General features: G+C 69.7%; 28 protein-coding genes. 17 read left to right on the top strand and 11 right to left on the bottom strand.

Features of this window, described 5'->3' with window-relative positions; all coding sequences use genetic code 11:
• The first annotated feature begins 12 nt into the window (after nucleotides 1-12).
• Entirely contained in the window at nucleotides 13-447 is a 435-nt protein-coding gene (locus tag AC6CR5_RS03635; RefSeq protein WP_026385086.1) for a carboxypeptidase-like regulatory domain-containing protein, read from the top strand.
• A gap of 74 nt (nucleotides 448-521) precedes the next feature.
• Here the strand turns inward: AC6CR5_RS03635 and AC6CR5_RS03630 are convergent, their stop codons facing one another.
• On the bottom strand, nucleotides 522-896 hold the full coding sequence (locus AC6CR5_RS03630; RefSeq protein ID WP_006385051.1) for an MAPEG family protein: 375 nt from the start codon (nucleotides 894-896) through the stop codon (nucleotides 522-524).
• 239 nt (nucleotides 897-1,135) lie between these two features.
• On the opposite strand from AC6CR5_RS03630, the gene AC6CR5_RS03625 reads away from it, so the two are divergent.
• On the top strand, nucleotides 1,136-1,987 hold the full coding sequence (locus tag AC6CR5_RS03625; RefSeq protein WP_498085264.1) for a CPBP family intramembrane glutamic endopeptidase: 852 nt from the start codon (nucleotides 1,136-1,138) through the stop codon (nucleotides 1,985-1,987).
• Between the two features lie 52 nt (nucleotides 1,988-2,039).
• On the opposite strand, the gene AC6CR5_RS03620 is transcribed toward AC6CR5_RS03625, so the two are convergent.
• The 3 genes from AC6CR5_RS03620 to arfB form a co-directional block, all read right to left on the bottom strand.
• Entirely contained in the window at nucleotides 2,040-3,098 is a 1,059-nt protein-coding gene (locus tag AC6CR5_RS03620; RefSeq protein WP_006385049.1) for an alkene reductase, read from the bottom strand.
• 45 nt (nucleotides 3,099-3,143) lie between these two features.
• Nucleotides 3,144-3,485, bottom strand: coding sequence for an ArsR/SmtB family transcription factor (locus AC6CR5_RS03615; protein WP_006385048.1), 342 nt, complete (start codon nucleotides 3,483-3,485; stop codon nucleotides 3,144-3,146).
• Nucleotides 3,486-3,612: 127 nt separating this feature from the next.
• A complete protein-coding gene (gene arfB / locus AC6CR5_RS03610) occupies nucleotides 3,613-4,029 on the bottom strand; it encodes an alternative ribosome rescue aminoacyl-tRNA hydrolase ArfB (protein WP_049059049.1) in 417 nt (138 codons plus the stop codon).
• Nucleotides 4,030-4,232: 203 nt separating this feature from the next.
• Here arfB and AC6CR5_RS03605 point away from each other — a divergent pair, with 203 nt between their 5' ends.
• The 4 genes from AC6CR5_RS03605 to AC6CR5_RS03590 all read left to right on the top strand — a co-directional run bounded on the left by AC6CR5_RS03605 (nucleotide 4,233) and on the right by AC6CR5_RS03590 (nucleotide 7,081).
• Nucleotides 4,233-4,640 (top strand): DoxX family protein, encoded by a 408-nt coding sequence (locus tag AC6CR5_RS03605; RefSeq protein ID WP_006385046.1) that lies wholly within the window; start codon nucleotides 4,233-4,235, stop codon nucleotides 4,638-4,640.
• A 269-nt stretch (nucleotides 4,641-4,909) separates the two neighbouring features.
• Entirely contained in the window at nucleotides 4,910-5,068 is a 159-nt protein-coding gene (locus AC6CR5_RS03600; RefSeq protein WP_165596479.1) for a hypothetical protein, read from the top strand.
• 32 nt (nucleotides 5,069-5,100) lie between these two features.
• Nucleotides 5,101-6,420, top strand: a complete 1,320-nt coding sequence (locus AC6CR5_RS03595; RefSeq protein ID WP_459694158.1) for a YXWGXW repeat-containing protein — start codon at nucleotides 5,101-5,103, stop codon at nucleotides 6,418-6,420.
• Nucleotides 6,421-6,541: 121 nt separating this feature from the next.
• Nucleotides 6,542-7,081: a peroxiredoxin gene (locus AC6CR5_RS03590; RefSeq protein ID WP_020927416.1), complete on the top strand. Its 540-nt coding sequence runs from the start codon at nucleotides 6,542-6,544 to the stop codon at nucleotides 7,079-7,081.
• A 119-nt stretch (nucleotides 7,082-7,200) separates the two neighbouring features.
• Here the strand turns inward: AC6CR5_RS03590 and AC6CR5_RS03585 are convergent, their stop codons facing one another.
• Nucleotides 7,201-8,649, bottom strand: coding sequence for a CoA transferase (locus AC6CR5_RS03585; protein WP_026385082.1), 1,449 nt, complete (start codon nucleotides 8,647-8,649; stop codon nucleotides 7,201-7,203).
• 294 nt (nucleotides 8,650-8,943) lie between these two features.
• Here AC6CR5_RS03585 and phrB point away from each other — a divergent pair, with 294 nt between their 5' ends.
• Both phrB and AC6CR5_RS03575 read left to right on the top strand, forming a co-directional pair.
• Nucleotides 8,944-10,362, top strand: a complete 1,419-nt coding sequence (gene phrB, locus AC6CR5_RS03580) for a deoxyribodipyrimidine photo-lyase (RefSeq protein WP_020927414.1) — start codon at nucleotides 8,944-8,946, stop codon at nucleotides 10,360-10,362.
• 161 nt (nucleotides 10,363-10,523) lie between these two features.
• Nucleotides 10,524-12,212, top strand: coding sequence for a methyl-accepting chemotaxis protein (locus AC6CR5_RS03575; protein WP_054444970.1), 1,689 nt, complete (start codon nucleotides 10,524-10,526; stop codon nucleotides 12,210-12,212).
• 16 nt (nucleotides 12,213-12,228) lie between these two features.
• Here the strand turns inward: AC6CR5_RS03575 and AC6CR5_RS03570 are convergent, their stop codons facing one another.
• Genes AC6CR5_RS03570 through AC6CR5_RS03560 form a run of 3 tightly spaced genes read right to left on the bottom strand, consistent with a single transcriptional unit; the run spans nucleotide 12,229 to nucleotide 15,149 of the window.
• Nucleotides 12,229-12,936 (bottom strand): 4-hydroxythreonine-4-phosphate dehydrogenase, encoded by a 708-nt coding sequence (locus AC6CR5_RS03570; RefSeq protein WP_197742930.1) that lies wholly within the window; start codon nucleotides 12,934-12,936, stop codon nucleotides 12,229-12,231.
• 12 nt (nucleotides 12,937-12,948) lie between these two features.
• Nucleotides 12,949-14,001 (bottom strand): 4-hydroxythreonine-4-phosphate dehydrogenase PdxA, encoded by a 1,053-nt coding sequence (pdxA, locus tag AC6CR5_RS03565; RefSeq protein WP_020927411.1) that lies wholly within the window; start codon nucleotides 13,999-14,001, stop codon nucleotides 12,949-12,951.
• Nucleotides 13,998-15,149, bottom strand: coding sequence for a four-carbon acid sugar kinase family protein (locus AC6CR5_RS03560; RefSeq protein ID WP_498085263.1), 1,152 nt, complete (start codon nucleotides 15,147-15,149; stop codon nucleotides 13,998-14,000). The genes pdxA and AC6CR5_RS03560 overlap by 4 nt, the downstream gene beginning before the upstream one ends.
• A 76-nt stretch (nucleotides 15,150-15,225) precedes the next feature.
• Here AC6CR5_RS03560 and AC6CR5_RS03555 point away from each other — a divergent pair, with 76 nt between their 5' ends.
• Entirely contained in the window at nucleotides 15,226-16,101 is an 876-nt protein-coding gene (locus AC6CR5_RS03555; RefSeq protein ID WP_026384951.1) for a LysR substrate-binding domain-containing protein, read from the top strand.
• Nucleotides 16,102-16,129: 28 nt separating this feature from the next.
• Here the strand turns inward: AC6CR5_RS03555 and AC6CR5_RS03550 are convergent, their stop codons facing one another.
• Complete coding sequence (locus AC6CR5_RS03550) at nucleotides 16,130-16,462, bottom strand: hypothetical protein (protein WP_020927408.1); 333 nt, start codon at nucleotides 16,460-16,462, stop codon at nucleotides 16,130-16,132.
• Nucleotides 16,463-16,688: 226 nt separating this feature from the next.
• Between AC6CR5_RS03550 and AC6CR5_RS03545 the strand changes: the two genes are divergently transcribed.
• The gene (locus tag AC6CR5_RS03545; RefSeq protein ID WP_054444973.1) at nucleotides 16,689-17,891 is read left to right on the top strand and encodes an MFS transporter; all 1,203 of its coding nucleotides are present in this window, start codon (nucleotides 16,689-16,691) and stop codon (nucleotides 17,889-17,891) included.
• A 15-nt stretch (nucleotides 17,892-17,906) separates the two neighbouring features.
• On the top strand, nucleotides 17,907-18,401 hold the full coding sequence (locus AC6CR5_RS03540) for a glutathione peroxidase (protein WP_020927406.1): 495 nt from the start codon (nucleotides 17,907-17,909) through the stop codon (nucleotides 18,399-18,401).
• Between the two features lie 107 nt (nucleotides 18,402-18,508).
• Here AC6CR5_RS03540 and AC6CR5_RS03535 read toward each other — a convergent pair whose 3' ends face one another.
• On the bottom strand, nucleotides 18,509-18,976 hold the full coding sequence (locus AC6CR5_RS03535) for an Lrp/AsnC family transcriptional regulator (protein ID WP_498085262.1): 468 nt from the start codon (nucleotides 18,974-18,976) through the stop codon (nucleotides 18,509-18,511).
• A gap of 122 nt (nucleotides 18,977-19,098) precedes the next feature.
• Here AC6CR5_RS03535 and AC6CR5_RS03530 point away from each other — a divergent pair, with 122 nt between their 5' ends.
• From AC6CR5_RS03530 to AC6CR5_RS03505, 6 genes are all read left to right on the top strand, one after another.
• Nucleotides 19,099-20,004: a DMT family transporter gene (locus AC6CR5_RS03530; RefSeq protein WP_054444975.1), complete on the top strand. Its 906-nt coding sequence runs from the start codon at nucleotides 19,099-19,101 to the stop codon at nucleotides 20,002-20,004.
• A 120-nt stretch (nucleotides 20,005-20,124) separates the two neighbouring features.
• The gene (locus AC6CR5_RS03525) at nucleotides 20,125-20,823 is read left to right on the top strand and encodes a glutathione S-transferase N-terminal domain-containing protein (RefSeq protein WP_026384946.1); all 699 of its coding nucleotides are present in this window, start codon (nucleotides 20,125-20,127) and stop codon (nucleotides 20,821-20,823) included.
• Nucleotides 20,824-20,835: 12 nt separating this feature from the next.
• Entirely contained in the window at nucleotides 20,836-21,300 is a 465-nt protein-coding gene (locus AC6CR5_RS03520) for a GNAT family N-acetyltransferase (RefSeq protein WP_006385316.1), read from the top strand.
• A 40-nt stretch (nucleotides 21,301-21,340) separates the two neighbouring features.
• Nucleotides 21,341-21,616: a lipoate-protein ligase small subunit gene (gene lplB / locus AC6CR5_RS03515; RefSeq protein WP_006385315.1), complete on the top strand. Its 276-nt coding sequence runs from the start codon at nucleotides 21,341-21,343 to the stop codon at nucleotides 21,614-21,616.
• Complete coding sequence (locus tag AC6CR5_RS03510) at nucleotides 21,613-22,389, top strand: lipoate--protein ligase family protein (RefSeq protein WP_006385314.1); 777 nt, start codon at nucleotides 21,613-21,615, stop codon at nucleotides 22,387-22,389. Before lplB ends, AC6CR5_RS03510 begins: the two co-directional genes overlap by 4 nt.
• A gap of 66 nt (nucleotides 22,390-22,455) precedes the next feature.
• A complete protein-coding gene (locus tag AC6CR5_RS03505; protein ID WP_026384945.1) occupies nucleotides 22,456-23,268 on the top strand; it encodes an RsiV family protein in 813 nt (270 codons plus the stop codon).
• 164 nt (nucleotides 23,269-23,432) lie between these two features.
• On the opposite strand, the gene AC6CR5_RS03500 is transcribed toward AC6CR5_RS03505, so the two are convergent.
• Complete coding sequence (locus AC6CR5_RS03500) at nucleotides 23,433-24,722, bottom strand: Glu/Leu/Phe/Val family dehydrogenase (protein ID WP_006385312.1); 1,290 nt, start codon at nucleotides 24,720-24,722, stop codon at nucleotides 23,433-23,435.
• Between the last annotated feature and the right edge of the window lie 77 nt (nucleotides 24,723-24,799).

Genomic DNA, 24,799 nt, shown 5'->3' with positions numbered 1-24,799 from the left:
AAGGAGAATTGCATGAACAAGCGCATCGAACGTTGCACCATGGCCGCCGCGATGGCCCTGGGCACCCTGGCCTTTGCCGGCGTCCTGTCCACCGCGCAGGCGGCATTGCCGCCCGTGCAGCAACAGGGCAGCGTGCAGTACGTCAGCGGCGGCATCGGCCTGGACGAATCCGAGGCCATGAAGGCCGCGGCCAAGGACTACCCCCTGGCGCTGACCTTCGCCGCCCAGCGCGACGGCAAGGCCGACTACGTCGCCAACGTCGCCGTCACCATCAAGGACGGCCAGGGCAAGCAGGTGCTGCACGCCGAATCCGGCGGCCCCTACATGCTGGTCAAGCTGCCCGCCGGCCATTACAAGGTCTCCGCCACCTACGAAGGCAAGGCGCAGGAACGCGACGTGAAGGTGGAGAACAGCGGCACCGCGCGCGCCGTGTTCGAGTGGAAGTGAAGCGGCAATGACGGCCAGGCATCCTGGCAAGGCGCGCGGGGCGCCTCGGACCGGGCGTTGGCCGCCGCGGCGTCCTACACGCCCGAGAACAGGATGGCGATGATGAAGCCCATGCTGATCGTCCAGACCAGCGAACGCAGCGCGCCCCAGCCCGCCAGGTACATCGCCAGATAGCCCAGGCGCACGCCCAGCCAGCATGCCATCAGCGTGGCCACGTGCGCAGCCGGCGCCTGCGTGTAGAGGGCGAACAGCACCGCCCCGAAAAAGAACGGCAGGGCCTCGAAGGTATTGGCCTGCGCCGCATTGGCGCGGGCGCGCCAGCCTTCCTGGCGGGCCAGCCAGGTACGCGGATCATTGTTGTCGAACTGCTTGCCACCGGCCTTGGCCACGATCGTGCAGACGAACGGCAGGATCGCCGCCGCCAGCATCAACCAAGCGATCATTTTCATTGTTGCTCCTTGCGCGCGCGCGCCCCTTCCCGCCACCGGACGGGAGGTGCCGCCGCTGCGGCATGGTCGCCCGAAAGCGCGGAAATGAAAAGTGCCCGATGGCGCACCGCAAACGGAAAGCGGCCGCCGGCAAAGGCGAATGCGCAAGGCGGCGCTTACACTTGCGGGTTTTGGGCGGCGCCGCGCGACCGCGGCCACTGTGCCGGCCGTGCGCCGCCCGTCGCCTCGCAGGAAGATACATGCCCTTCGCCTCACCCGGAACCCTGATGTTTCTGGCCGCCGCCATGTTGTGGCCGGCGGCCACCCGCCGCTGGGCGCCGCTGGCGCTGGCGCTCGCCTATGCCTGGGCCTGGACGCAGGGCGGCATCGACCCCGTGGCGCTGGCCTGGCCGGCATTGCTGCTGCTGGCCGCGCTGCTGGTGCGCCCGGCCACGCCTGGGGCGGCCAGCGCCGCCGGTCATACGCTGTTCGTGATCCTGGCGGTGCTGCTGTTCCTGCATTGGCTGCCCGGTTTCCACAATCCCCTGGTGATCCCGCGCGCCGCCCTGACGCCCGATGCCGTGCCCTTCAGCATGTACCTGAACCTGGACAAGCCGCTGGTGGCGTTCTGGGTGGTGCTGGCCGCCGCGCCCGCCATGGCCGGCGCCAGCGCGCGCGCCACGCTGCTGGCGGCGCTGGCCGCCTGCGCGGCCGCGGCCGTGGCCTGCCTGGGGTTGGCCCTGGCGCTGGACGTGGTGGCATGGGCGCCCAAATGGCCCGACTCGGGCTGGCTCTGGCTCGCCAACAACGCCTTGCTGGTGACGCTGGCCGAGGAAGCGCTGTTCCGCGGCTATGTGCAGGAACGGCTGGCGCGCTGCTGGCGCGACCGTCCCTGGGGCGCCACGGCGGCGCTGTCGATCGCGGCGCTGCTGTTCGGACTGGCGCACTATGCCGGCGGCTGGCAATGGATGCTGCTGGCCGGCATTGCCGGCGTGGGCTACGGGCTGGCCTACCGCTACGGCGGCCTGGCGGCCGCCGTGCTGGCCCACCTGGGCCTGAACGCGGCGCACTACGGCTTGTTCACCTACCCGATGCGCGCCGCCCTGCATTGAGGCGCGGACGCCGCCGTTGCCAGTCCTTTGCGGCCGGCAACGGCGGCGGGGCTCAGGCCACCGCCAGGGCGGGGTAGTCGGTGTAGCCGGCCGCGCCCGAGGCGTAGAAGGTCGACGAGTCCGGGGCGTTCAACGGCGCGTTCAGCGCGAAGCGGCGCACCAGGTCGGGGTTGGCGATGTACTGCACGCCGAACGCCACCGCATCGGCGCGGCCCGCGGCGATCGCCGCCTCGGCCGATTCGCGCGTGAAGCCTTCGTTGGCGATGTACACGCCGCCGAACGACTCCTTGAGCTGCGGGCCCAGGCTGTCGGCGCCCTCGCGCTCCCGCGCGCACAGGAACGCCAGGCCACGACGGCGCGCCGCCCGCGCCACATAGTTGAAAGTCGTCGCCGGATCCGAATCACCCATCGTATGCGCATCGCCACGCGGCGACAGGTGCAGGCCGACCCGGCCGCCGCCCCAGACGCTGACGCAGGCATCCACCACTTCCAGCATCAGGCGGGCGCGGGCCTCGAGCGAGCCGCCGTAGCCGTCGGTGCGCTGATTGGTGCTGTCCTGCAGGAACTGGTCCAGCAGATAGCCATTGGCGCCGTGCACTTCAACGCCGTCGAAACCGGCTTCCTGCGCCAGTTGCGCGCCGCGCCGATAGGCCTCGACGATGCCCGGGATCTCATCGGTCTCGAGCGCGCGCGGCACCACGTAACCGCGCTTGGGGCGCACCAGGCTGACATGGCCACCCGCCGCGATCGCGCTCGGCGCCACCGGCAGTTCGCCATTCAGGAAAACCGGATCGGAAATGCGGCCCACGTGCCACAACTGCGCGAAGATGCGGCCACCGGCCTCATGCACCGCCGTCGTCACCTTGCGCCAGCCCTTGACCTGCTCCTGCGACCACAGCCCCGGCGTGTCGGCATACCCCACGCCCTGCGGCGTCACCGAGGTGGCCTCGGTCAGGATCAGCCCGGCCTCGGCGCGCTGGACGTAGTATTCGACCATCAGGTCGTTCGGCACCCGGCCTTCGCTGGCGCGCTGGCGCGTCAACGGGGCCATGATGATGCGGTTGGGCAGGGTCAGTTCCCCCACTTGCAAGGGTTCGAACAGCTGGCTCATAACAATCCTCGTGCCCGGCGGGCGGGCTTGGGTAGCGGCGGCAGGCTACATGTCTTGGTTCAATTGCCGCAGGAACGCGGCAATCACGGGTTCATTGCGACGGAAGAACACCCACTGCCCCACCTTGGTGGCCGAGATCAGTCCCGCGCGCTGCAGCACCGCAAGGTGCGAAGACACGGTGGACTGCGACAGCCCGCAGCGCCCATCGATATGGCCCGCGCACACCCCGTGTTCGAAGGTATGGCCCGGACGTTCCTCGAAGTGCGCCTGCGGCGTCTTCAACCACCCCAGGATCTCGCGGCGCACGGGATTGGCCAACGCCTTGAGAATGGCGTCGACATCAATGTCCGTGGCGGCCTCGATGGCGGTGGAAGCAGTGGTCGTCATATTGAAATATCGCAATTTATCGAATCTTATATCGAGACATTCCGATATATCGTTATGCCCCTGCCGGCCAAGGGGCTTTCCCCCCGGCCACCCGCCATCATCGCCCGGCGCCTTCGCCAACCGGCTCTCACTCCCCCTGCACCCGGCCCCGCAGGCGCTTGACCTCGCCATGCTGCACCTTGCGCTGCACCCGCCGCCGCTGCGAGGCCCGCGTGGGCTTGGTCGCCCGCCGCGGTTTCTCCACTTTCGCCGCGGCCCGCACCATGTTCACCAGCCGCTCGATCGCCTCGGCCCGGTTCTTGTCCTGGCTGCGAAACGACTGCGACTTGATGACGATCACCCCCTCCTTGGAGATGCGATGGTCGTTCATCGCGCAGAGCGCCTCCTGGATCTCGGCGGGCAGCGACGACGCCCGCACGTCGAACCGCAGATGCACGGCGCTCGACACCTTGTTGACGTTCTGCCCGCCCGCGCCCTGCGCCCGGATCATGGAGAACTCGATGTCGCGCTCGTCGATATAGAGAGAATCTTGGACATGAAACATAGCGCGAGAGTATATAGGCCCCGACGGCGCGGCAACATGCGCCGGCCGGCCGGCCCGTCCGGGGCAAAAGCTTGATGGTCATCTTCCGGATTTGCAATAATGGCCCACCTTGCGCCACTTGGCGCGGGAACGGGAACCATAGGCTCGGCGTGCGCTCAAACCGGCGCATCGCATCCTCTCAACCACCAAAAGAGAAATCCACAATGATCAAATCCGACGACACCGGCAAGCTGGTTTTGCGCCTGACCCTCGGCATTCTGATTCTGCTCCACGGCCTGTTCAAGATCACCGGCGGCGGCGTCGGCGGCATCGCCGGCATGCTGTCCTCGCACGGCCTGCCCGGCTTCCTGGCCTACGGCGTCTACATCGGCGAAATCATCGCGCCCGTGCTGCTGATCATCGGCGTCTACACCCGCCTGGGCGGCCTGATCATCGCCATCAACATGCTGGTCGCCATCCTGCTGGCGCACACCGGCCAGATCGGCAGCCTGACCAACAACGGCGGCTGGGCGCTGGAACTGCAAGGCATGTTCCTGTTCTCGGCACTGGCCATTGCCTTCATGGGCGCCGGGCGCTTCAGCCTGGCCGGCAACGGCGGCCGCTGGAACTGACCGTTCCACCCCCCGCGCCAATCCGGAAGGCTGCCGCAAGGCAGCCTTTTTTCATGGCCCGTACGGCCGGGCCCGCGGCGCCGGCCACGGTCGCGCCGGAACAATTGCTACGAACGACATCAACGGTCACGCCCGCGCAAACATCCGTCACCTGAAAGCTGTTTCGGAACCATTACAGTCCCGAACTCGCACCCGCAGACCATGGCCTAATCCCTACGAGCCCACAAAGGGCGTGGCACACGCCCCGTTGCTCGGCAGGAGATCCGACCATGAAGAAGACCATTTTGCTGATGCTGGCCGTGGCCAGCGCCCTTACCGGTTGCGTGGTGGTGCCGGCCCGTCCGGCCTATTACCGGCCGGCTCCGGCCTACTACTATTACCCGGCGCCGCATTATTACTATCACGGCGGCTATTACCACGGCTACTGATGCCGGCCCCGCCGCCGCGTAAAGGACATGCCATGAATGCCACTTCCCGGATTCTCCGACCGCGTCCGCTGGCCGCCGTTCTGCTGATGACAGCCTGTGCCGGCGCGGCGGCGCAGACCTACGCGCCACCGCCCGCCCCGGCCGCGCCCGCCTATGACAACGGCGATCCCGCCAACGCCAACCTCGCGCCGCTCGACCGCAGTCCGCAACCGCCGCCGCCCCTGCCCGTCTATACCCAGCCGCCCGCCCCCGGCGATGGCTATATGTGGGTGCCGGGATACTGGAGCCTGAACCGCTACGGCTATTTCTGGGTGCCGGGCGCGTGGGTGCTGGCGCCCTACACCGGCGCGCTGTGGACCCCGGGCTATTGGGGTTTCGTGGACGGCGTCTATCTCTGGCATGCCGGCTATTGGGGACCGCATATCGGCTTTTACGGCGGCATCAACTACGGCTTCGGCTACATCGGCATCGGCTACGTCGGTGGCTACTGGAATCGTGACCGCTTCTTCTACAACCGCGCCGTGACCAACGTGAACGTCACGCGCGTGACCAACGTGTACAACCACACCGTGGTGGTCAACAACGTCGACAATCGCCGTATCAGCTATAACGGCGGCCCCGCCGGCATCCAGCGGCGCGCCGACCCGCGCGAGGTCGCCGCGCGCAACGAACCCCACCATCCGCCCACCGATGTGCAACGCGGCTTTGCGCGCGAGGCGGGCGGCAACCGCGCGCAGTTCTTCGATCATAACCAGGGCCGTCCGCCGCAAGCCTTCATCGACCATGCGCCCGGCCGTGGCGGTTCTCCCGCGGCTGCGCGCCCCGGCGCCGGCCCGGGAAATAACCCGGGAAATAACCTGGGAAATGGCCCGGGAAAGACGCCTGGGAATGGGCCCGGGAGCGGTCCGGCCAATCGACCAGGCAACGGTCCGGACAAGGGGCCGGCCGGCGCCACGCCCGGCGGTGCGCGCCCCGAGTTCAATCGCGGCGGCCCGCCGGCCGCCCAGGCGCCCGGTCAATCGCAGTCGCGCCCGCCGCAATCGCAGTCGCCCGGCCAGCCACAGTCGCGGCCATCGCAGTCGCCCAACCAGCCACAGGCCCGTCCGCAGCAGGCCCAGCCCCAGGCGCGCCCGCAGCAAGCTTCGCGCCCCGGTCCGGCGCCCGACAACCTGGCGCAGGGCGCGCCACGCGAACATCGCGCGGCGCCCGCCAATCGCCCGGAGGCCCGGCCCCAGGGCAACCCGCAACATGGCGGCGGCCGCGCGGCCGGCGGCCAGGAAGCGCAACGCAGCGGGGGTGATCGCGGCGGGGGTGATCGCGGCGGCCCATCACGTGAAAAGGGCCGAGATTGACCGCGACGATGCGCCGCGCCGCCCGCCGGACTGGATTCCGGCGCACGGCGCAGCTACAGTGGTAAGGCCCGGCCCCGTCGATGTCCACGCGGCCCGCGGCCACCCGATACCCGGAGATTCCATGAAGCGCCTTGCCCCCCTGTTCCTCGCCTGCGGCCTGCTGGCCGGCCCCGCCGCCCACGCCGCCCTCGACGTCGGCGCGCCCGCGCCCGACTTCAGCGCCCAGGCTTCGCTCGGCGGCAACGTGTTCACCTTCAAGCTGGCCGAGGCGCTCAAGCAAGGCCCCGTGGTGCTGTATTTCTACCCCGCCGCGTTCACGGCCGGCTGCACCATCGAGGCCCACGATTTCGCCGAGGCCACCGACGAATACAAGTCGCTGGGGGCCACCGTCATCGGCGTCTCGGCCGACGATATCGACACCCTGAACAAGTTCTCGGTCAGCGAATGCCGCAGCAAGTTCGCGGTGGCCGCCGATGGCGACGGCAAGATCATGAAGTCCTACGATGCCGTGCTCGACGCCCGCCCCGACCGCGCGCAGCGCGTGTCCTACGTGATCACGCCGGATGGCAGGATCCTGTACGAATACACCAACATGAATCCCGAAGCCCACGTCAGCAACACCATGCGCGCGCTGCGCGAATGGAAGGCCGGCCGCAAGTGATTGGCTGAACGCGGCGGCCGCACCGGGGAGCACGTTCGGCTGCCCGGCAAGTATCCGCTGACCGGCGGCGACGCCTGGCAGGCAACGGCCGCCGACCGCGCGCTAAACCCTGCTCCGACTCAGTTGAACGGCCACACGGTCGGATGCGTGCCCGGCGGACTCGAAGGCCGGGTCCAGCGCGCCGGCGTCTGGGAGAACTGCGCCGCATGGCGCAACGCCACCAGCTCGCCGAAGCCCGACGGCTCGGTTTCGAGCAGGCCGGCGAAGCCCGGCATCGGACAGGACAGGCCGCCGTCGACGCGGCCGAGCGTGCGCAGCCAGTGCGCGGTCTGGGCCAGCGACACCCGCACATGCCAGCTGCCGCCCTCGGTGGCCTGGCGCGCCAGCGCCACCTGCGCGCCGAAAGCCATCAGGTAGCCCGAGGCATGGTCCAGGATCTGCATCGGCAAAGGCTTGGGCGCCTCCTGTCCGGCGGCGGCCGCTTCGGCCTGGTTGAAGCCGGCGGCGGTCTGCACCAATGAATCGAAGCCGCGGCGGTTGGCCCAGGGGCCGACGGCGCCATAGGCGGACAACGATACGTACACGATGCCGGGGCGCAAACGCGCCGCGTCCTGGGGGCCGAAGCCGAGCGCCGCCATGCCTCCGGGGCGGTAGCCCTGCACGAACACGTGCGCACTGCGCAGCAGGTTGGCCAGCGCGATGCGGCCATCGGCGGTATCCAGGTCGGCCTGCACCGACAGCTTGCCGCGGCTGGTGTCGATGAGGTTGGCGATGTTGGGCAGATGCGGCGAGTTCACCAGCATCACGTCGGCGCCATAGGCCGCCAGCGCCCGGCCGCACACCGGCCCGGCGATGATGCGGGTCAGGTCCAGCACGCGGATGTCCTTGAGCGGACGCGCATCGTGCCCGTACTTGGGCAGCGGCCGCGGGTCGGCTTCGCCGATGCGCTCGATCGTCAGCAACGGCTGCGCCGCGATGGCCTGGCCTTGCGGATGGCGGTCCCATTCATCGAAGCTGCGCATGGCGGCGACCACCATGCCGGCATCCGCGGCCACCTGTTCGAAATCCAGCGCGCGCCAGCGTGCCAACGCCTGCTCGACCGCCTCGCGGGTCGCGCCGTCGCCGGTGGGACAGCCCAGCAGCGCCAGGGCGCCATCGCGGTGATGCGGGAAATTGGCGTGGATGCGCACCCAGCCGCCGTCGCCGCAGCGATAGGCCCCGGTGATGGGGTCGCGCGGGTCGGGCGCGACGCCGTTGATGGTGAAATGGCTGCGGCATTCCTGCGCCGCATGCAGCATGTCGACACCGACCTGCTGGCGTTCGCCGCCGCGCAGATGCCAGATTTCCGCCGCCGCCAGCGCCGCCGCGGCCATGCTGGCCTGGGCCGCGGTGCCCACCGCGAACGAAGACGGCAACACCGGATCCGCGCCGGTCAACACCACGTGCTCGAGCGCTTCGTCGGGCAGGTCGAGCGAGCGCCACAATTGTTGCAGGACATCGCGCGACGTCCTGGCGGCGGGTGTGCGTCCTTTGAGGAAGGACGGGCGGAGATCCATCAAATGTCCCATATCGTCATTTTTTTGTTTGATCGTCAGATGAATTACATGGCGGCCGTGACGACGGCGTCAATACAGGGAAAGCGCCAGCGTGTTTCATGGTTTGACCGCCCGCCGCGCCCGATCCGGGGAGCTTTGGCTGTGGGGCGCCGTCTCCATCGGCCGGTCCACGGCGCCGCGGTTCGTCACATCTACTCGTAGTTTTTACAAGGTGTGCGGCGCGGCCCGGGACGGCCTGGGTCCGCGAGATAGAATGCCAGCCTCGCCGCGCGCCTCCCGCCCCCTCTTTCCGGACCCACCGCCCGCATGCATACCCTGATCTGGCTGCGCACCGACCTGCGCCTGCACGACAACCCCGCCCTGGCGGCCGCGGCCGCTGAAGGCACCGCCACCGCCCTGTTCATTGCCGCGCCGGGCCAGTGGCGCCTGCATGGCGACGCCCCGGCCAAGGTCGACTTCTGGCTGCGCAACCTGCGCACGCTGTCGCGCGACCTGGCCCGGCTCGGCATTCCCCTGAAGCTGCTGACCGTGGATACCTGGGACCAGGTGCCCGATGCGCTGCCGCGGTTCTGCCGCGAACACGGGATCACGGCGGTCCACGCCAACACCGAATGGGCCGTGAACGAACGGCGCCGCGACGACGCGGTGGCCTGCCGCCTGGCCGAGGCCGGCATCGACTGGACCCTGCACCATGGCGCATCGCTGCTGCGTCCCGGCACCGTGGTCACCGGCAAGGGCGATTGCTACCGCGTCTACACCCCCTATGCGCGCGCCTGCCGCGAACGCCTGCGCAGCGCGCCGCCGCGCGCGCTGCCGGCGCCCCGGCCGCAGGCGGCCCCGGCCTGGGCCGCCGACCCGCTGCCCGAGGCCTTCGAAGGCTATGCGCCCGCCAGCGACGCCATCCGCGCACTGTGGCCAGCCGGCGAGAGCGCGGCGGGCGCGCGCCTGGACGCCTTTGCCGACGGCGTCATCGACGCCTATCGCGACGAGCGCGACTTCCCCAGCCTGCCGGCCACCAGTTGCCTGTCGCCCTATTTGGCGGCCGGCGTGCTGTCACCGGGCCAGGCGCTGCGCGCCGCGCTGGCCGCCAACCAGGGCGAACTCGAAAGCGGCAAGGCGGGCGCGGCCACCTGGATCAACGAACTGCTGTGGCGCGAGTTCTACCAGCACCTGCTGGCGGCGTGTCCAGCGCTGTCGATGCACCAGCCCATGAAGCCGGAAACCGCGGCCGTGCCGTGGCGCGACGCGCCCGACGACCTGCGCGCCTGGCAGCAGGGCCGCACCGGCCTGCCGATCGTCGATGCCGCCATGCGGCAGCTGCTGGCGCTGGGCTGGATGCACAATCGGCTGCGCATGGTGACGGCCATGTTCCTCACCAAGAACCTGTTGATCGACTGGCGACTGGGCGAAGCCTGGTTCATGGCGCACCTGGTCGACGGCGACCTGGCGGCCAACAACGGCGGCTGGCAATGGAGCGCCTCGACCGGCGCCGATTCGGTGCCCTACTTCCGCGTCTTCAACCCGCTATCGCAATCGCGCAAGTTCGATCCGCGCGGCGTGTTCCTGCGCGAATGGCTGCCCGAGCTGGCGCACCTGGACGACAACGCCATCCACGATCCCAGCCCGATGGAGCGCGCGGCGGCCGGCTATCCCGCGCCGATCGTCGACCTGCCCCAAAGCCGGCTGCGCGCGCTGGAGGCCTTCGGCAACCTGCCCAAGGCCTGAGCGGCGGCCAAAATGGTCCATCACATCATGGCCGCCCCGGCTTGCGCTCATTTACGTTTCGTATAGTTTCAGAATGTTTTGACGTAGATCAACCCAGCGATATCGTCCGTCCCCGATGATCCGGCAGCAACACGCCCCGCCCATCACAGGACGAATGACGCATGCGCAATAACCAGCCGGTCTACGACAAGGAATACACGCTACACGACGAGCAGTACCTGATATCGCGCACCGACGCCCGCGGCCGCATCATCTACGCCAACCCGGCGTTCGTGGAGGTCAGCGGCTTCGCGCGCGAAGAACTGGTGGGCGCGGCCCACAACATCGTGCGCCATCCCGACATGCCCGAAGCGGCCTTCGAGGACCTGTGGCGCACCATCCAGCGCGGCGAATCCTGGACCGGCGTGGTCAAGAACCGCCGCAAGGACGGCGGCTACTACTGGGTGCTGGCCAACGTCACGCCCATCATCGAACGCGGCGAGACGGTCTGTTATGCCTCGGTGCGGGTCAAGCCGACCCGCGCGCAGATCGAGGCCGCCGACGCCGCCTACCGCAGCCTGCGCGACGGCAGCGCGCGCGGCTTCCGGCTCAGCCGCGGCCAGGTCAAGCCGACCGGCCTGCGCGGCGTGCTGGCATGCCTGAAGCTGTGGCGCCTGACCGGCGTGCGCTCGCGCATGCTGGCCTGGGCCGTGCTGGCCAGCACGCTGTTCCTGGGCGCGGCCGGCGTGGCGCTGTATGGCATGCTCGATCGCATGAGCACCGAGGAAATCGCCCTGGCGGCGGCCATGCTGGCGACCGGCGTGATCCTGATCTTCGCTTCGGGCTGGGGCTTTGCCCGCTCGATTTCCGGGCTGCTGGTCACCGCCACCGATTTCACGCGCCAGATCGCCGCCGGCAATCTCAGCACGCCCTTGCCGCCGGCCAGCATCCGCGACGAGATCGGCGCGCTGAAGTTCTCGCTGGAAGTGATGCGCAAGAGCCTGGTGAGCATCACGCGCGACGTGCACAACGGCATCGAAAGCGCGCTCACCTCGGCCGCCGAGATCGCCGACGGCAATGCGGACCTGTCGGCCCATACGCAACGCCAGGCGGCCTCGCTGGAGGAAGCCGCGGCCAGCATGGAGCAACTGGCCTCGACCGTGAAGCAGACCGCCACCAACGCGCACGGGGCCGACCAGATGGCCAACCAGGCCTCGGACGTGGCCCGGCGCGGCGGCCAGGTCGTCGACGACGCGGTGCGGGCGATGCAGGGCATCGTGCAGAGCACCGCGCGCATCAGCGAGATCGTCGGCATCATCGACGGCATCGCCTTCCAGACCAACATCCTGGCGCTCAATGCCGCGGTCGAGGCGGCCCGCGCCGGCGAGGCCGGCAAGGGCTTCGCGGTGGTGGCCGCCGAGGTGCGCAGCCTGGCGCAGAAAAGCGCCACCGCCGCGCGCGAGATCAAGGAGCTGATCGAGGCCTCCAATCACAAGGTCGAGGACGGCGTGCGCCACGTCGAGCGCGCCGGCGAGGCCATGCTCGACATCGTCGGTTCGGTGCAGCAGGTGACCCAGATCGTCAACGAGATCGCGGCCACCTCCAACGAGCAGCACACCGGCATCGACAACGTCAGCCGCACCATCTCGGAAACCGACAGCGCCGCGCAGAGCAACGCGGCGCGCGTGGAACAGGCCAGCCGGGCGGTGGACAACCTGCGCACGCGCGGCGCGCAACTGCGCCACGCCATCGAGGTGTTCCGCATTGCCGGCGCGCAGACCGTGCTGCCCAAGCGCGCCGCGGCGCCGGCGGCGGCGTTGCTGCCCGCGTCGCGGCCGGCGCAGCCGTTGCTGGAACGGCGCGCCCAGTGACGCGCGGCGCGCGGGCTCAGGCCGCCGCGGCGGCGGCCTGGATCGCCGCAAGCTGGCCCGCCAGGCCCGCCTGCGCGGCGGCAAAGCGGCCGTCCAGCGCGGCCGTGCCGACCGTGAAACCGGCCGCTCCCGCGCGGCAGGCCGCCTGGATGCGGGCCGGCGTATCGAGCGAGCCCGCCACGATCACCGGCCGCGCCACGCCGCACACTTCCCGCATCAGCGCCGGCACGTCGACATCGGCACGGTAGGCCAGCAGATCCAGGCCGTGCACGCCGGGCTTGGCGGCCAGTTGCCGCGCGCTGTGCGCGATCTGTTCGCGTGTGCCGCCCAGGATGCTGGGATGGCCGTGGACGCGTCCCGGAAACGGGTAATAGCGGATGCGCGAGCCGGCCAGCAGCGCCAGCGCCTCATCCACATGCGTGCCGCCCAACAGGCAGTCCACGTCGAGTTCCAGCGCGGCGCGCACCGACGCCAGTTCGCTCTCGCGGTCCTGCGAGACCACCTCCAGATAGCAACGCGCGCCCGCCGCGTGGATGGCGCGCCGCAGGCGTCCCAGCACGGCCAGCGGCTGGCCGATGTCCTTGAAGCCGAGGTGGCGCACGCCGCTGGCCAGCGCGATGTCCAGGCAGGCATCGGCCGCGTCGATGGTGCGGTCGTTGCGGGTCAGCATGAAGATGAAGTCGGCGGGCATGCGGGTCGCGCCAGGGGCAATGGGTTCGATCATAGGTCGGGGCGCTTACGCGCGGTGGCCGGACGCGGCGGCGTCCGGCGGGTTGGCGGCCAGCCGCAAGGCATGGTCGATGGCGGTCTGCAGGCTGGCGGGATCGGCGATACCCTGCCCGGCGATGTCGAACGCCGTGCCGTGGTCGGGACTGGTGCGGACAAAGGGCAGGCCCAGCGTGATGTTCACGCCCTGTTCCAGGCCCAGGTACTTGACCGGGATCAGGCCCTGGTCGTGGTACTGCGCCACCACCACGTCGAAACGGCCCTGGCGCGCCTGCATGAAGACCGTGTCGCCCGGCCACGGGCCGCTGGCATCGATGCCTTCCCGGCGCGCGGCGGCAATGGCCGGGGCGATGATGCGTTGTTCCTCGTCGCCGAACAGGCCGCCTTCGCCGGCATGCGGGTTCAGCCCGGCCACCGCCACCCGCGGCGCGGCGGCGCCCAGCGCGCGGCCGCCCTGGTGCGCCAGCCGGATCGCCGACAGTTGCGCGTCGAAATCGGCGCGCTCGATGGCCTGGCGCAGCGAGCAATGGATGGTGACCAGCACCGTGGCGATGGCCCCATTGGCCAGCATCATCGCCACGCGCGCGGCGCCGCCGCGTTCGGCCAGGATCTCGGTGTGGCCGGGGTACGGCACGCCGGCCGCGGCCAGCGCTTCCTTGTGCACGGGCGCCGTGACCATGCCCGCAACCCGGCCCTGGCGCGCCAGGTCGATGGCCAGGCAGATGGCCTGGTATGCCGCCCGGCCGGCAGCCGCGTCGATCCGCCCGAATGGCGGCGGCGCCGGCATGCGCGACGATGGCAACAGGCGAATCTCGCCGGCCTCCCATCCGGCCCGGATCCCGGCCACGTCTTCCACCACCCGCAGGCGGGCGGCCGCGCCCAGCGGCGCCAGCGCGCGCGCCATCACGCCGGCATCGCCGACGACGACGCAGCATTGCGCGTAGCGCGCCCGCAGCAGGGTCCTGGCGACGATTTCCGGCCCGATGCCGGCGGGATCGCCCATGGTGATGGCCAAGGGCAAGGCGGGCGCGGGCAGGCCGGCGCGCGCGGTCACGGGGTTCATCGGCACAGCAGTCTCCAGGCGGCATCGCGCAATGCGCCGGGCCCGCCAAAGCCGCCCGCCTTCATGGCGATCGACAACGGCTGGCCGGCGCACACGGCGGTCCCGGCGGGAAAGCCGGGCGCCAGTTCACAGGTCAAGGTAAGGGTGTCGATGGCCAGCGCCTCGAGCAGCGCGGCCAGCGTGTCGCCGCCGGTTGCGATCAGGCCATCGAAGCGATGCCGCGCCATGGCGCGCCCGGCCTGCGCCACCAGCGCCGCCAGGACCGCCGCCGGTTCGGCTTGCGGCGAACGCGGTGCGCGCAGGCAGGCCAGCGTGTCCTCGTCCGCGATCTCGTCGGCCCGGGTCGCCAGGCGCGCGCCGGCCGCCCGCAGGGCCTCGCACTGCGCCTGGCTGGCCGGGTTGGCGCTGCCGACCACGACCAGCACGCGCGTCGCGCGGCGGGCCATGGCGGCGGCGGTGATGGGCGCCTCCGCGCTTTGCGCCGCCAATGCCCGCGCCAGGCCGGGCGATCCGGCCCAAAGGCATGAACACCCCTGCCCCCAAAGCTGTGCCACCCGCGCATCCAGCGCCTGTTGCGTAGCGGCGTCCAGCACCAGCACGCGCGCGGTGGCGATCGCCGCGCGCAGTTGCATCGCGCTGGCGTCCTCGGGGATGACGCAGGCAGGCCCGATGTCCGGGTCGATCAGGTCGAGCAGGCGCGCGCTGCGCGCCGGATGCACCGGATCGGCGCCGTAGGGGCTGGCATCCACCGGCACACCATGCACGTACTGGATTCCCCCGCGCGTCACCCGCCCCGCCTCGGCAAAGGCCGGCGCCACCACCAGCAGCCGCCGGCCGCTGGCGCGCATGGCCGCCGCCAGTTCCGTCCGGACGTGGCCCCTGAGCGTCGAATCCATGGTCTTGTACAGGATGCCGCGCGCCGCCAGCGCCCGGGTGGCCTGCGCCACGAGGCGGCCGGCTTGCGCTTCGGGACAGGCGCGGCTGCCGGTGTCGATGGACAACACGGCGTGCGTCTGGTCGCCCGGCACGCCGCGATGCACCCGCACCGCGCCGAAACCGCGCAGGAATGGCGCGGCGCCATCGGCGGCGCTGGTGAGGTCATCCGCCAGGATGGCGATCGCCTGGCGAGGGTTTTCCGGTGAGTTCATATTGGTGATTAAAATGCATCTCACCCACCAGGAAAATCGATCATTTCTGACGATTATTCGTGATTAAAGATCACCAATGAAGCCGACCCGCCGCCCCTCCCTGAACGACCTTCGCGCCTTCGAGGCGGTCGCCCGCCTGGGCTCGGTGCGCGCGGCCGCCGACGAACTGGCGCTGACCCACGGCGCGGTCAGCCGGCGCCTGGCCAAGCTGGCCGACGACCTCGGGCTGGCCCTGGTGGAGCCCGCCGGCCGCGGCTTGCGCGTCACCGCGGACGGCCAGTTGCTGGCCTCGACCATGCAGCGCGCGCTGGCGCTGATCCAGGACACCATCGACACCCTGCAGGCGCGCGATACGCGGCGGCCGCTGGTGCTGTCCTGCGAGCGCTCGGTGGCCATGCGCTGGCTGATCCCGCGGCTGTCGGCATTCCAGGACCGGCATCCGCAGATCGAACTGCACCTGTCGGTCGGCGGCGGCCCGCTGGACTTCGCCCGCGACCAGGCCACGCTGGCGCTGCGGCGCCTGGACTTCCCGGTGCATCCCGACTGGATCGTCACGCCGCTGATGGCGGAAAACATGGGCCCGGTCATGGCCCCGTCGCTGTTGCCCGCGTTCCAGGCCGGCGACTACGTGGCGCTGTCCTCGCGCACCCGGCCGCGCGCCTGGGACGACTGGCTGAATCAAGCCCCGGGGCGGCCCGCCCCGCGCGCCACCCGCAGCCTGGATCATCATTTCCTGATGGTGGAAGCGGCCGCCGCCGGCCTCGGGGTGGCGCTCAGTCCGCGCATCCTGGCGCTGGACGACCTGCGCAGCGGCCGCCTGGTGGCGCCGCTGGATTTCACGCCCGACGGCTCCAGCTACGGGCTGATCGAATCGCGCGCCACGCCGGCGGGCGCGGCGCCGGCGCTGGCGGCCTTGAAGCAATGGCTGGTCGACGCCGCGGCCGACGCCTGAGCGGCGCCAGGCCGGGCCGACCGGCGTGTCATGGGGCGACGGCCGCGTCCTTGTCCAGGCGCTTCATGAACACCAGCAGTTCCTTTTCCACCTGCTTGTCGCCGCGCGCCTGCGCGGCCTTCAGGCCGGCCTCCCAGGCCTCGCGCGCGCCGGCCTTGTCACCCCGCCCCAGGCAGGCCTTGCCCAGCCACTTCCAGGCCACCGAATAGGCGGGATCGAAGGCGAGCGAGGCGCGCAAGTGCGTTTCGGCATCGCCAAAGCACTCCTGTTCGGCGTAGGCCTTGCCCAGCGAGAATCGCAACAACATGTTGTCGGTGCCCTTGGCCAACATGGTTTCCAGACGATCGATCATTTCCCGCATGGCCGGCCTCCTTTGCGCCGATTGCGCTGACAGCGATGGCACATGATAGGCCGCGGCCCACGTCGCGACGGCAATAGCCCCGCGCCGCGCGGGGATAGCATCGCAACACGGGCATACCCGCAACGCCGACAGGGATTTGCGGCGGCGCGCGCGCGGCTGCTCTAAAATTCGCGCTCCCTTCCCTGTCGCCGCGGCCCCGAACGCCCGGCCCTCTCGCCGGTTTTACATGCCCCTGCATCTCATCGCGCTGGCCGCCGCCGCCTTCGGCATCGGCACCAGCGAATTCGTCATCATGGGGCTGTTGCCCAACGTCGCCGCCGACCTCGACGTCAGCATCGACATCGCCGGCCTGCTGATCACCGGCTACGCCATGGGCGTCGTGATCGGCGCGCCCATCATGGCCATCATCACCGCTCGGCTGCCGCGCAAGGCCACGCTGATCGGCCTGGCCAGCACCTTCGTGCTGGGCAACCTGCTCTGCGCGCTGGCGCCGGGCTACGGCACGCTGATGGCCGCGCGCGTCTTCACCGCCTTCTGCCATGGCGCCTTCTTCGGCATCGGCGCGGTGGTGGCGGCCGACCTGGTGCCGCGCCACCAGCGCTCCAGCGCCATCGCGCTGATGTTCACCGGCCTGACGCTGGCCAACGTGCTGGGCGTGCCGCTGGGCACCGCGCTGGGCCAGGTGGCGGGCTGGCGCTCGACCTTCTGGGTGGTCAGCGCCATCGGCCTGGCCGCGGTGGCGGCGCTGGCGGCCTGGCTGCCCGGCCGCATCCCGATGCAGCCCGGCAACATCCTGCGCGAATTCCGCGTACTGCGCGACGTGCGCGTGCTGTGGCCGCTGCTGGCCAGCGTGCTGGCCTCGGCCGCGCTGTTCTGCGTGCTGACCTACATCGCGCCGATCCTGCGCGACATCACCGGCGTGTCCGAACGCGGCGTGACCGGCGTGCTGCTGCTGTTCGGCGTCGCGCTCACGGTGGGCAGCACACTCGGCGGCAAGCTGGGCGACCGCAACCTGGAAGTGTCGCTGCGCCGCATCTTCCTGGGCCTGCTGCTGGTGTTCCTGGCGCTCAGCCAGGCCATCCACGCGCTGGCGCCGATGCTGGTGATGACCTTCATCTGGGGCACGTTCGGCTTTGCCGTGGTGCCGCTGCTGCAGACGTTGATCGTGGACCAGGCGGCCGAGGCCCCCAACCTGGCCTCGACGCTGAACCAGGGCGCCTTCAACCTGGGCAACGCCGGCGGCGCCTGGCTGGGCAGCCTGGCACTGGGCCACGGCCTGCCGCTGACCGATCTGCCGTGGATGTCGGCGGCCATCACCGCGGCGGTGTTGCTGCTGACCCTGTGGGGTACGCGCTACTATGGGCGCCACGCCGGGATGACGCAGACGCCGCCGGCCGGCGCGCTGGCCTCGTCCCGTTCCGACGCCTGACCCCTGGGAGCCCGCATGAGCACGATCTACGATTTCTCGGCCCGCGACATCCACGGCGCCGACCAGCCGCTGGCCGCCTACCGCGGCCGGGTCCTGCTGGTGGTGAACGTGGCCTCGAAATGCGGCTTTACGCCGCAGTATTCGGGCCTGGAAGAGCTGTACCGCGCCTTGCGCGACGACGGCCTGACGGTGCTGGGCTTCCCGTGCGACCAGTTCGGCCGCCAGGAGCCGGGCAACGAGGCCGAGATCCTTGATTTCTGCACCACGCAGTACGACGTCACCTTCCCGCTGTTCGCCAAGATCGACGTCAACGGCGCCAACGCCGACCCGCTGTACCGCTGGCTCAAGGGCGAGAAGCCCGGCGTCTTCGGCACCGAGGGCATCAAGTGGAACTTCACCAAGTTCCTGGTGGGCCGCGACGGCCAGGTGATCAAGCGCTACGCCCCCACCGACACGCCGGCGGGCCTGAAGGACGACATCGTCCGCGCCCTGGCGGCGCCGGCCGCCTGATTCGTCCCGAGGCCGTCCGCCCGGCCATCCCGGGTCAGGGGCCGGCCACTGAATCGTCACGCCCGCCGCCCTGCTCCCCCAATCCGGCACGCATCCCGCCGCGCCGCTCAACGCAGCGGCGGCAGGCGGCCGCGCACCGTGTGCGCCTTGACGATGGCGGTGTTGGTTTCGGCGAATTCGGTCACGCGTTCCAGGATGCCGTCCAGGTGCGAGATCGAACGCAGCACCATGCGCGCGAAGAAGCAGTCGTCGCCCGTGACCTTGTCGCACGCCACGAATTCCGGAATCTCCTGGATCAGTCCTTCGACCCGCCCCAACTGCCCGGGCAACGGCCGGATGCGCACGATCGCTTCGAGCGTATAGCCCAGCGCCACCGGATCGACGTCCAGCGTGTAGGCGCGGATCACCCCCGATTCCTCCAGCCGCCGCAGGCGGTCGGCCACGCTCGGCGCGGACATCCCGACCTGGCGCGCCAGGTCGGCGGTGGTGGTGCGCGCATTGGCCGTCAGCATCTCCACCAGGCGGCGGTCGATGCCGTCCAGGACCGGACTTTCATTCTTTAGGTCATTCTGCATAAATTCCACCCGAACGAAGGTTCAAACACAAAACTGCCGCAGCAACATCATATAACCGTGCTGATCGGCCTGGGATAATTTCTCCATCGAATCACGGACCGCATGGTCCCCTGGAGCCTTCCATGTCCCCCTCATCCGATCGCATTGGCCTGGCCCAGATGGCCGCCGCCATGACCCTGTCCGGCACCCTGGGCGTGTTCGTCCTGGAATCCGGCCAGAGCGCCTGGAACGTGGTGTTCTTCCGCTGCGTCTTCGGCGCCCTGTCGCTGTTCCTGTATTGCTGGGCGCGCGGCCTGCTCAAGCCCGGCCTGTTCACGGCCCGCACTCTGGCGCTGGCCCTGGCCGCCGGCGCCGCGCTGGTGCTGAACTGGGTGCTGCTGTTCTCGGCCTACCGGCTGGCCTCGATCTCGCTGGCCACCGCCGTCTACAACGTGCAGCCCTTCTTCCTGATCGGCCTGGGCGCGCTGTTTCTGGGCGAACGGCCCACGCGCGGCAAGCTGGCCTGGTCGGTGATCGCCTTCGCCGGCCTGCTGCTGGTGCTCAAGCTCACCGACCATAGCGGCGGCGACGCCTATCTGTCGGGCCTGCTGCTGGGGCTGGGCGCGGCGGCGCTCTACGGCGTCACCGCCGTCATCGTCAAGCGCCTGAAGGGCATCCCGCCGCAGGTGCTGGCGCTGGTGCAGGTGACGCTGGGCGCGGTGATGCTGCTGCCGATGGCCGACTTCCAGGCGCTGCCCGCCGCGCCGCTGCAATGGGGCTACCTGGCGGCGCTGGGCCTGGTCCACACCTGCCTGATGTACATCCTGATGTACTCGGCGATCCAGAAGCTGCCGACCACCTCGACCGCCGCCCTGAGCTTCATCTACCCGGCCGTGGCGATCCTGCTGGACCTGGTGGTGTACGGCCACCACATGGACGCCACCCAGGTGCTGGGCGTGGCCATGATCTTCCTGGCGGCCGCCGGCGTCAGCCTGAACTGGCAGTGGCGCCTGCGCGGCGGCGCGCGGCCAGGCGCGGCCCGACCCTGAAGCGCGAGCCAAACCCGCACCGCGCCCCCGGGTATTCGGCCGCGCGCCCGGGGCGCCGCTATCATGGGCCTTCCGATCCGCCGGCAGTGGCCGGCGGCGCCAAGACGCTGAGGAATCCCCATGATCGATCTCTATTACTGGACCACCCCGAACGGCCACAAGATCACGATTTTCCTGGAAGAAGCCGGACTGCCGTACGAGATCCACCCGGTCAACATCAGCAAGGGCGACCAGTTCAAGCCCGAATTCCTGGCCATCGCGCCCAACAACCGCATTCCCGCCATCGTCGACCAGCAGCCGGCCGACGGCGGCGCGCCGCTGTCGCTGTTCGAGTCTGGCGCCATCCTGCAGTACCTGGCCGAAAAAACCGGCCGCTTCCTGCCCGCCGATCTGCGCGGCCGCGCCGAGGTCTCGCAATGGCTGTTCTGGCAGATGGGCGGCCTGGGCCCCATGGCCGGCCAGAACCACCACTTCTCGGGTTACGCGCCCGAGCGCATCCCCTACGCCATCGAGCGCTACGTCAAGGAAACCAACCGCCTCTACGGCGTGCTGAACAAGCGCCTGGCCGACCGCGAATTCGTCGCCGGCGACTACTCCATCGCCGACATGGCGTCCTACCCCTGGATCGTGCCGCACGCCAAGCAGGGCCAGGACCTGAACGACTTCCCGCACCTGAAGCGCTGGTTCGACGCCATCGCCGCGCGCCCGGCCGTGCAGCGCGCCTACGCGCTGGCCGACAAGGTCAACACCGCGCCGTCGGTCAGCGACGAGGAATCGCGCCGCATCCTGTTCGGCCAGACCGCCCAGAACGTGCGCTGAGCGGAGGCCGCCATGACCGATTCCCCGCTGCGGTTCCGCCGCGCGCGCGTGGGCGACCTGCCCGAGATCGTGGCCATGCTGGCCGACGACGAACTCGGCGCCAAGCGCGAAGATCCCTCGATTCCGCTCAACCCCCGCTACACTGCGGCTTTTGCCGCCATCGAGCAGGACCCGAACCAGTACTTCGCGGTGGTCGAGCGCGACGCGCGCCTGATCGGCTGTTTGCAGTTATCGTTCATACCCGGCCTGTCGCGGCTGGGCCAATGGCGCGGACAGATCGAAAGCGTGCGCATCGCCTCGTCGGCGCGCGGCCAGGGCCTGGGACGCGCCATGTTCGAGTGGGCCATCGAGCAGTGCCGCGCGCAGGGATGCGCCATGGTGCAGCTGACCACCGACCGCGCCCGGCCCGACGCCCGCCGCTTCTACGAAAGCCTGGGTTTCGTGGCCAGCCATGACGGCATGAAACTGAGCCTGTAGCGCCGCCCCCGGCGCCAGGCCTGATACACAAGGAGCGCCCATGCACGGCGAATACAAAGTCCCCGGCGGCAAGCTGGTGGTCGCGGACCTGGAAGTCCGCGACGGCCGCCTGGCCGACGTCCGCATCAGCGGTGATTTCTTCCTGGAACCGCCCGAGGCGCTGGAAGCCATCAACCGCGGCCTGAACGGCCTGCCGGCCGACGCCGGCGAACTGGAACTGGCGCTGGCGGTGCAGTCGGCGCTGCCGCCCGACACCGAAATGTTCGGCTTCTCGGCCGAGGCCGTGGCGGTGGTGCTGCGGAGGGCGCTGGCATGACGCGCACCGACTGGAACGACTACGACTGGCAACTGATCCACGAAGCCCCGCAGCGCCCCGCGCTGCACATGGCGCTGGACGCCGTCATCACCGATGAGGTCGGCGCCGGCACGCGCCCGCCCACCCTGCGCATCTGGGAATGGTCGGCGCCCGCGGTCGTGATCGGCCGCTTCCAATCGCTCAAGAACGAAGTCGATCCCGAAGGCGCCCGGCGCCACGGCATCGAGGTCGTGCGCCGCGTCAGCGGCGGCGGCGCCATGTTCATCGAGCCGGGCAACAGCATCACCTATTCGCTGAGCGCGCCGCAGGCGCTGGTGCACGGCATGAGCTTCCAGGAAAGCTATGCCTTCCTGGACGCGTGGGTGCTGCAGGCCCTGCAGGGGCTGGGCATCAAGGCCTGGTACCAGCCGCTCAACGACATCGCCTCGGACATCGGCAAGATCGGCGGCGCGGCCCAGGCGCGCCGCGCAGGGGCAGTGCTGCACCACGTCACCATGTCCTACGACATCGACGCCGATAAAATGGTGGAAGTCTTGCGCATCGGGCGCGAGAAACTGTCGGACAAGGGCACCACCAGCGCCAAGAAGCGGGTCGACCCGCTGCGCACCCAGACCGGGCTGGCGCGCGAGGTCATCATCCAGCGCATGGTGGACACCTTCGCCAGCCTGCACCGGCTGACGCCGGGCCAATTGGGCGCGGCCACGCTGGCCCAGGCCGAGGCCCAGGCCGCCGAAAAGTTCTCCACGCCCGAATGGACCGCGGTCGTCCCCTGAGGCGCCGCGGGTTTGAGTCGGACGGTCGCGCCCGCGGGCGCGGCCGGGTTTTCTGGAGGTAGTTCAATGCGTCTTCCCCGCAAGCCGCGCGGCCTGTCCGCCGCGGGTCTGGGAGCCGTCCTGCTGGCCCTGGCCGGCTGCGGCAGTTCGCCCCCCGCCAACATCACCCTGGACTCGCCAACGGCCGGCACGGCCACGCCCGAGAAGATCGGCGACCTGGCCACCGAGCGCATCAAGTGGGCGTCCAACAAGCCCGACTGCAAGGGCGACTGCCCGCGCATCGAGATCGACAGCGTGGCCTTTCCCGGCATCCCCAAGCTGACCGCGCTGGTCGACCACGTACTGGCCTACATGACCGGCACCGACGCCAATCGCCGCGGCCCGTACGAGACGCTGTCGGAATACACGCAGTATTTCTGGTCCACCGCGCGCCCGCGCGACGCCACCTACTTCAAGGCCAGTGTCAAGGACACCGTGGGCGACATCGTCTCGATCGAGCTGCACACCGAGCAGTTCCTGACCGGCGCCGCGCACGGCATTCCCGCCACCCAATACCTGAACTGGGAGCGCAGCCGCGGCCGCGTCATGGCGCTGGACGAGGCCCTGATCCCCGGGCGCCGCGCCGAATACGTCGCCGCCTTGCGCCAGGCGCACGCCAAGTGGCTGGCCGGCAATGCGGACGCCAAGCGCGACCCGGCGGCCTACAACAAGATGTGGCCGTTCCAGGAAAGCGACAACTTCGCGCTCACGCGCGACGGCATCGTGGTCAAGTACGACGCCTACTCGATCGCCCCCTACTCGCATGGCGAACCGGAACTGAGCATTCCGTACTCGGACCTGCGCGGCATCCTCAAGCCGAAACTGCTGCCCAAGTCCTGAGGACCCGCGCGTTCCGGCCGGCGGCGCCGGTGGCCGCCATCCCGCCGTAAGCGACGCGTCCCGCCAACTCCGCGGCCCAAAATGGAAACCGCCCCTGTCGGGGCGGTTTTCCTGTCTTCCTCTGGCTCCTCCGCGCGCCGGGCCGGGCCCGGCGCCAGAAGGACTTACGGGTACAGGCCGCGCACCTGGCGGGCCTGCAGGATGCGCGTGCAAGCTACGATGAACGCGGCGGTGCGCAGCGTCACCTTGTGCTCCTTGGCCACCAGCGCGATCGAGGCATAGGCCTCGCGCATGATGCGTTCCAGGCGCTGGTTGATTTCGTCCTCGCTCCAGAAGAAGCTGGAGAAGTCCTGCACCCATTCGAAGTACGACACCGTCACGCCGCCGGCGTTGGCCAGCACGTCCGGCACCACGTACACGCCGTGCTCGAACAGGATGTCGTCGGCTTCCGGGGTGGTCGGGCCGTTGGCGCCTTCCACCACGATCTTGGCGCGCACCTTGGCGGCGTTGTCGGCGGTGATCTGGCTTTCCAGGGCCGCCGGGATCAGGAATTCGGTTTCGAGCGTCCAGAACTCGTTCTTGTCCATCGCCTGGCCGCCGGAGAAGCCGCCCACGCCGCCATGCTGCGACACGTGCGACAGCAGCTTGTGGACGTCCAGGCCGGCGGCGTTGTGCACCGTGCCGGTGTGGTCCTGGGCCGCGATGACCTTGGCGCCGGCTTCATGGAACAGGCGGGCGGCGGTGCCACCCACGTTGCCGAAGCCCTGCACCACCACGCGCGCCTTGGACACGTCGATGTTCAGGTCGCGCGCGGCTTCGCAGCCGACCACGAACACGCCGCGGCCGGTGGCCTCGACGCGGCCCAGGCTGCCGCCCAGCGCAATCGGCTTGCCGGTCACGACGCCGGTGGCGGTCGAGCCTTCGTTCATGGAGTACGTGTCCATCATCCAGGCCATGGTCTGGGCGTTGGTGTTCACGTCAGGGGCGGGAATGTCCTTGGACGGGCCGATGATGACGCCGATTTCCGAGGTGTAGCGGCGCGTCATGCGCTCGATCTCGGACTGCGACAGCTTGCGCGGGTCGACGCGGATGCCGCCCTTGGCGCCGCCGTACGGCAGGTTGACCGCGGCGTTCTTGACCGACATCCAGGCGGCCAGCGCCATCACTTCCGACAGCGTCACGTCCTGGTGGAAACGCACGCCGCCCTTGCCCGGACCGCGCGAGGTGTTGTGCTGCACGCGATAACCCTCGAAGTGGGCCACGCTGCCATTGTCCAGCTCGATCGGCACATCGACGATCAGCGAGCGCTTCGGACGCTTCAGGGTCTCGACCCAGCGCGCCAGCGAACCGAGGTACGGCGTGACCCGGTCGACTTGTTGCAGGTAATTACCCCAGGGGCCGAGTTCGTCGGCATTCAGATAAGACGGCAAGGCATGGGTGGGAGTTTGAGACATGAACATGCTCTCCTGACAAAGTTGCGCCATTTTATCCATATCCTTATTGTGTCCCCATATTTTATGGAAAAATATTA

It is taken from the genome of Achromobacter sp. EG18 (genome assembly GCF_059759395.1).
This window is presented reverse-complemented; position numbering and strand designations above follow the sequence as displayed.

Excerpts from the sequence above, each read along its gene's own strand:
- AC6CR5_RS03635 (WP_026385086.1), top strand. The coding sequence starts at position 13 with ATGAACAAGCGCATCGAACGTTGCACCATGGCCGCCGCGATGGCCCTG.
- AC6CR5_RS03630 (WP_006385051.1), bottom strand. The coding sequence starts at position 896 with ATGAAAATGATCGCTTGGTTGATGCTGGCGGCGGCGATCCTGCCGTTC.
- AC6CR5_RS03625 (WP_498085264.1), top strand. The coding sequence starts at position 1,136 with ATGCCCTTCGCCTCACCCGGAACCCTGATGTTTCTGGCCGCCGCCATG.
- AC6CR5_RS03620 (WP_006385049.1), bottom strand. The coding sequence starts at position 3,098 with ATGAGCCAGCTGTTCGAACCCTTGCAAGTGGGGGAACTGACCCTGCCC.
- AC6CR5_RS03615 (WP_006385048.1), bottom strand. The coding sequence starts at position 3,485 with ATGACGACCACTGCTTCCACCGCCATCGAGGCCGCCACGGACATTGAT.
- arfB (WP_049059049.1), bottom strand. The coding sequence starts at position 4,029 with ATGTTTCATGTCCAAGATTCTCTCTATATCGACGAGCGCGACATCGAG.
- AC6CR5_RS03605 (WP_006385046.1), top strand. The coding sequence starts at position 4,233 with ATGATCAAATCCGACGACACCGGCAAGCTGGTTTTGCGCCTGACCCTC.
- AC6CR5_RS03600 (WP_165596479.1), top strand. The coding sequence starts at position 4,910 with ATGAAGAAGACCATTTTGCTGATGCTGGCCGTGGCCAGCGCCCTTACC.
- AC6CR5_RS03595 (WP_459694158.1), top strand. The coding sequence starts at position 5,101 with ATGAATGCCACTTCCCGGATTCTCCGACCGCGTCCGCTGGCCGCCGTT.
- AC6CR5_RS03590 (WP_020927416.1), top strand. The coding sequence starts at position 6,542 with ATGAAGCGCCTTGCCCCCCTGTTCCTCGCCTGCGGCCTGCTGGCCGGC.
- AC6CR5_RS03585 (WP_026385082.1), bottom strand. The coding sequence starts at position 8,649 with ATGGGACATTTGATGGATCTCCGCCCGTCCTTCCTCAAAGGACGCACA.
- phrB (WP_020927414.1), top strand. The coding sequence starts at position 8,944 with ATGCATACCCTGATCTGGCTGCGCACCGACCTGCGCCTGCACGACAAC.
- AC6CR5_RS03575 (WP_054444970.1), top strand. The coding sequence starts at position 10,524 with ATGCGCAATAACCAGCCGGTCTACGACAAGGAATACACGCTACACGAC.
- AC6CR5_RS03570 (WP_197742930.1), bottom strand. The coding sequence starts at position 12,936 with ATGATCGAACCCATTGCCCCTGGCGCGACCCGCATGCCCGCCGACTTC.
- pdxA (WP_020927411.1), bottom strand. The coding sequence starts at position 14,001 with ATGAACCCCGTGACCGCGCGCGCCGGCCTGCCCGCGCCCGCCTTGCCC.
- AC6CR5_RS03560 (WP_498085263.1), bottom strand. The coding sequence starts at position 15,149 with ATGAACTCACCGGAAAACCCTCGCCAGGCGATCGCCATCCTGGCGGAT.
- AC6CR5_RS03555 (WP_026384951.1), top strand. The coding sequence starts at position 15,226 with ATGAAGCCGACCCGCCGCCCCTCCCTGAACGACCTTCGCGCCTTCGAG.
- AC6CR5_RS03550 (WP_020927408.1), bottom strand. The coding sequence starts at position 16,462 with ATGCGGGAAATGATCGATCGTCTGGAAACCATGTTGGCCAAGGGCACC.
- AC6CR5_RS03545 (WP_054444973.1), top strand. The coding sequence starts at position 16,689 with ATGCCCCTGCATCTCATCGCGCTGGCCGCCGCCGCCTTCGGCATCGGC.
- AC6CR5_RS03540 (WP_020927406.1), top strand. The coding sequence starts at position 17,907 with ATGAGCACGATCTACGATTTCTCGGCCCGCGACATCCACGGCGCCGAC.
- AC6CR5_RS03535 (WP_498085262.1), bottom strand. The coding sequence starts at position 18,976 with ATGCAGAATGACCTAAAGAATGAAAGTCCGGTCCTGGACGGCATCGAC.
- AC6CR5_RS03530 (WP_054444975.1), top strand. The coding sequence starts at position 19,099 with ATGTCCCCCTCATCCGATCGCATTGGCCTGGCCCAGATGGCCGCCGCC.
- AC6CR5_RS03525 (WP_026384946.1), top strand. The coding sequence starts at position 20,125 with ATGATCGATCTCTATTACTGGACCACCCCGAACGGCCACAAGATCACG.
- AC6CR5_RS03520 (WP_006385316.1), top strand. The coding sequence starts at position 20,836 with ATGACCGATTCCCCGCTGCGGTTCCGCCGCGCGCGCGTGGGCGACCTG.
- lplB (WP_006385315.1), top strand. The coding sequence starts at position 21,341 with ATGCACGGCGAATACAAAGTCCCCGGCGGCAAGCTGGTGGTCGCGGAC.
- AC6CR5_RS03510 (WP_006385314.1), top strand. The coding sequence starts at position 21,613 with ATGACGCGCACCGACTGGAACGACTACGACTGGCAACTGATCCACGAA.
- AC6CR5_RS03505 (WP_026384945.1), top strand. The coding sequence starts at position 22,456 with ATGCGTCTTCCCCGCAAGCCGCGCGGCCTGTCCGCCGCGGGTCTGGGA.
- AC6CR5_RS03500 (WP_006385312.1), bottom strand. The coding sequence starts at position 24,722 with ATGTCTCAAACTCCCACCCATGCCTTGCCGTCTTATCTGAATGCCGAC.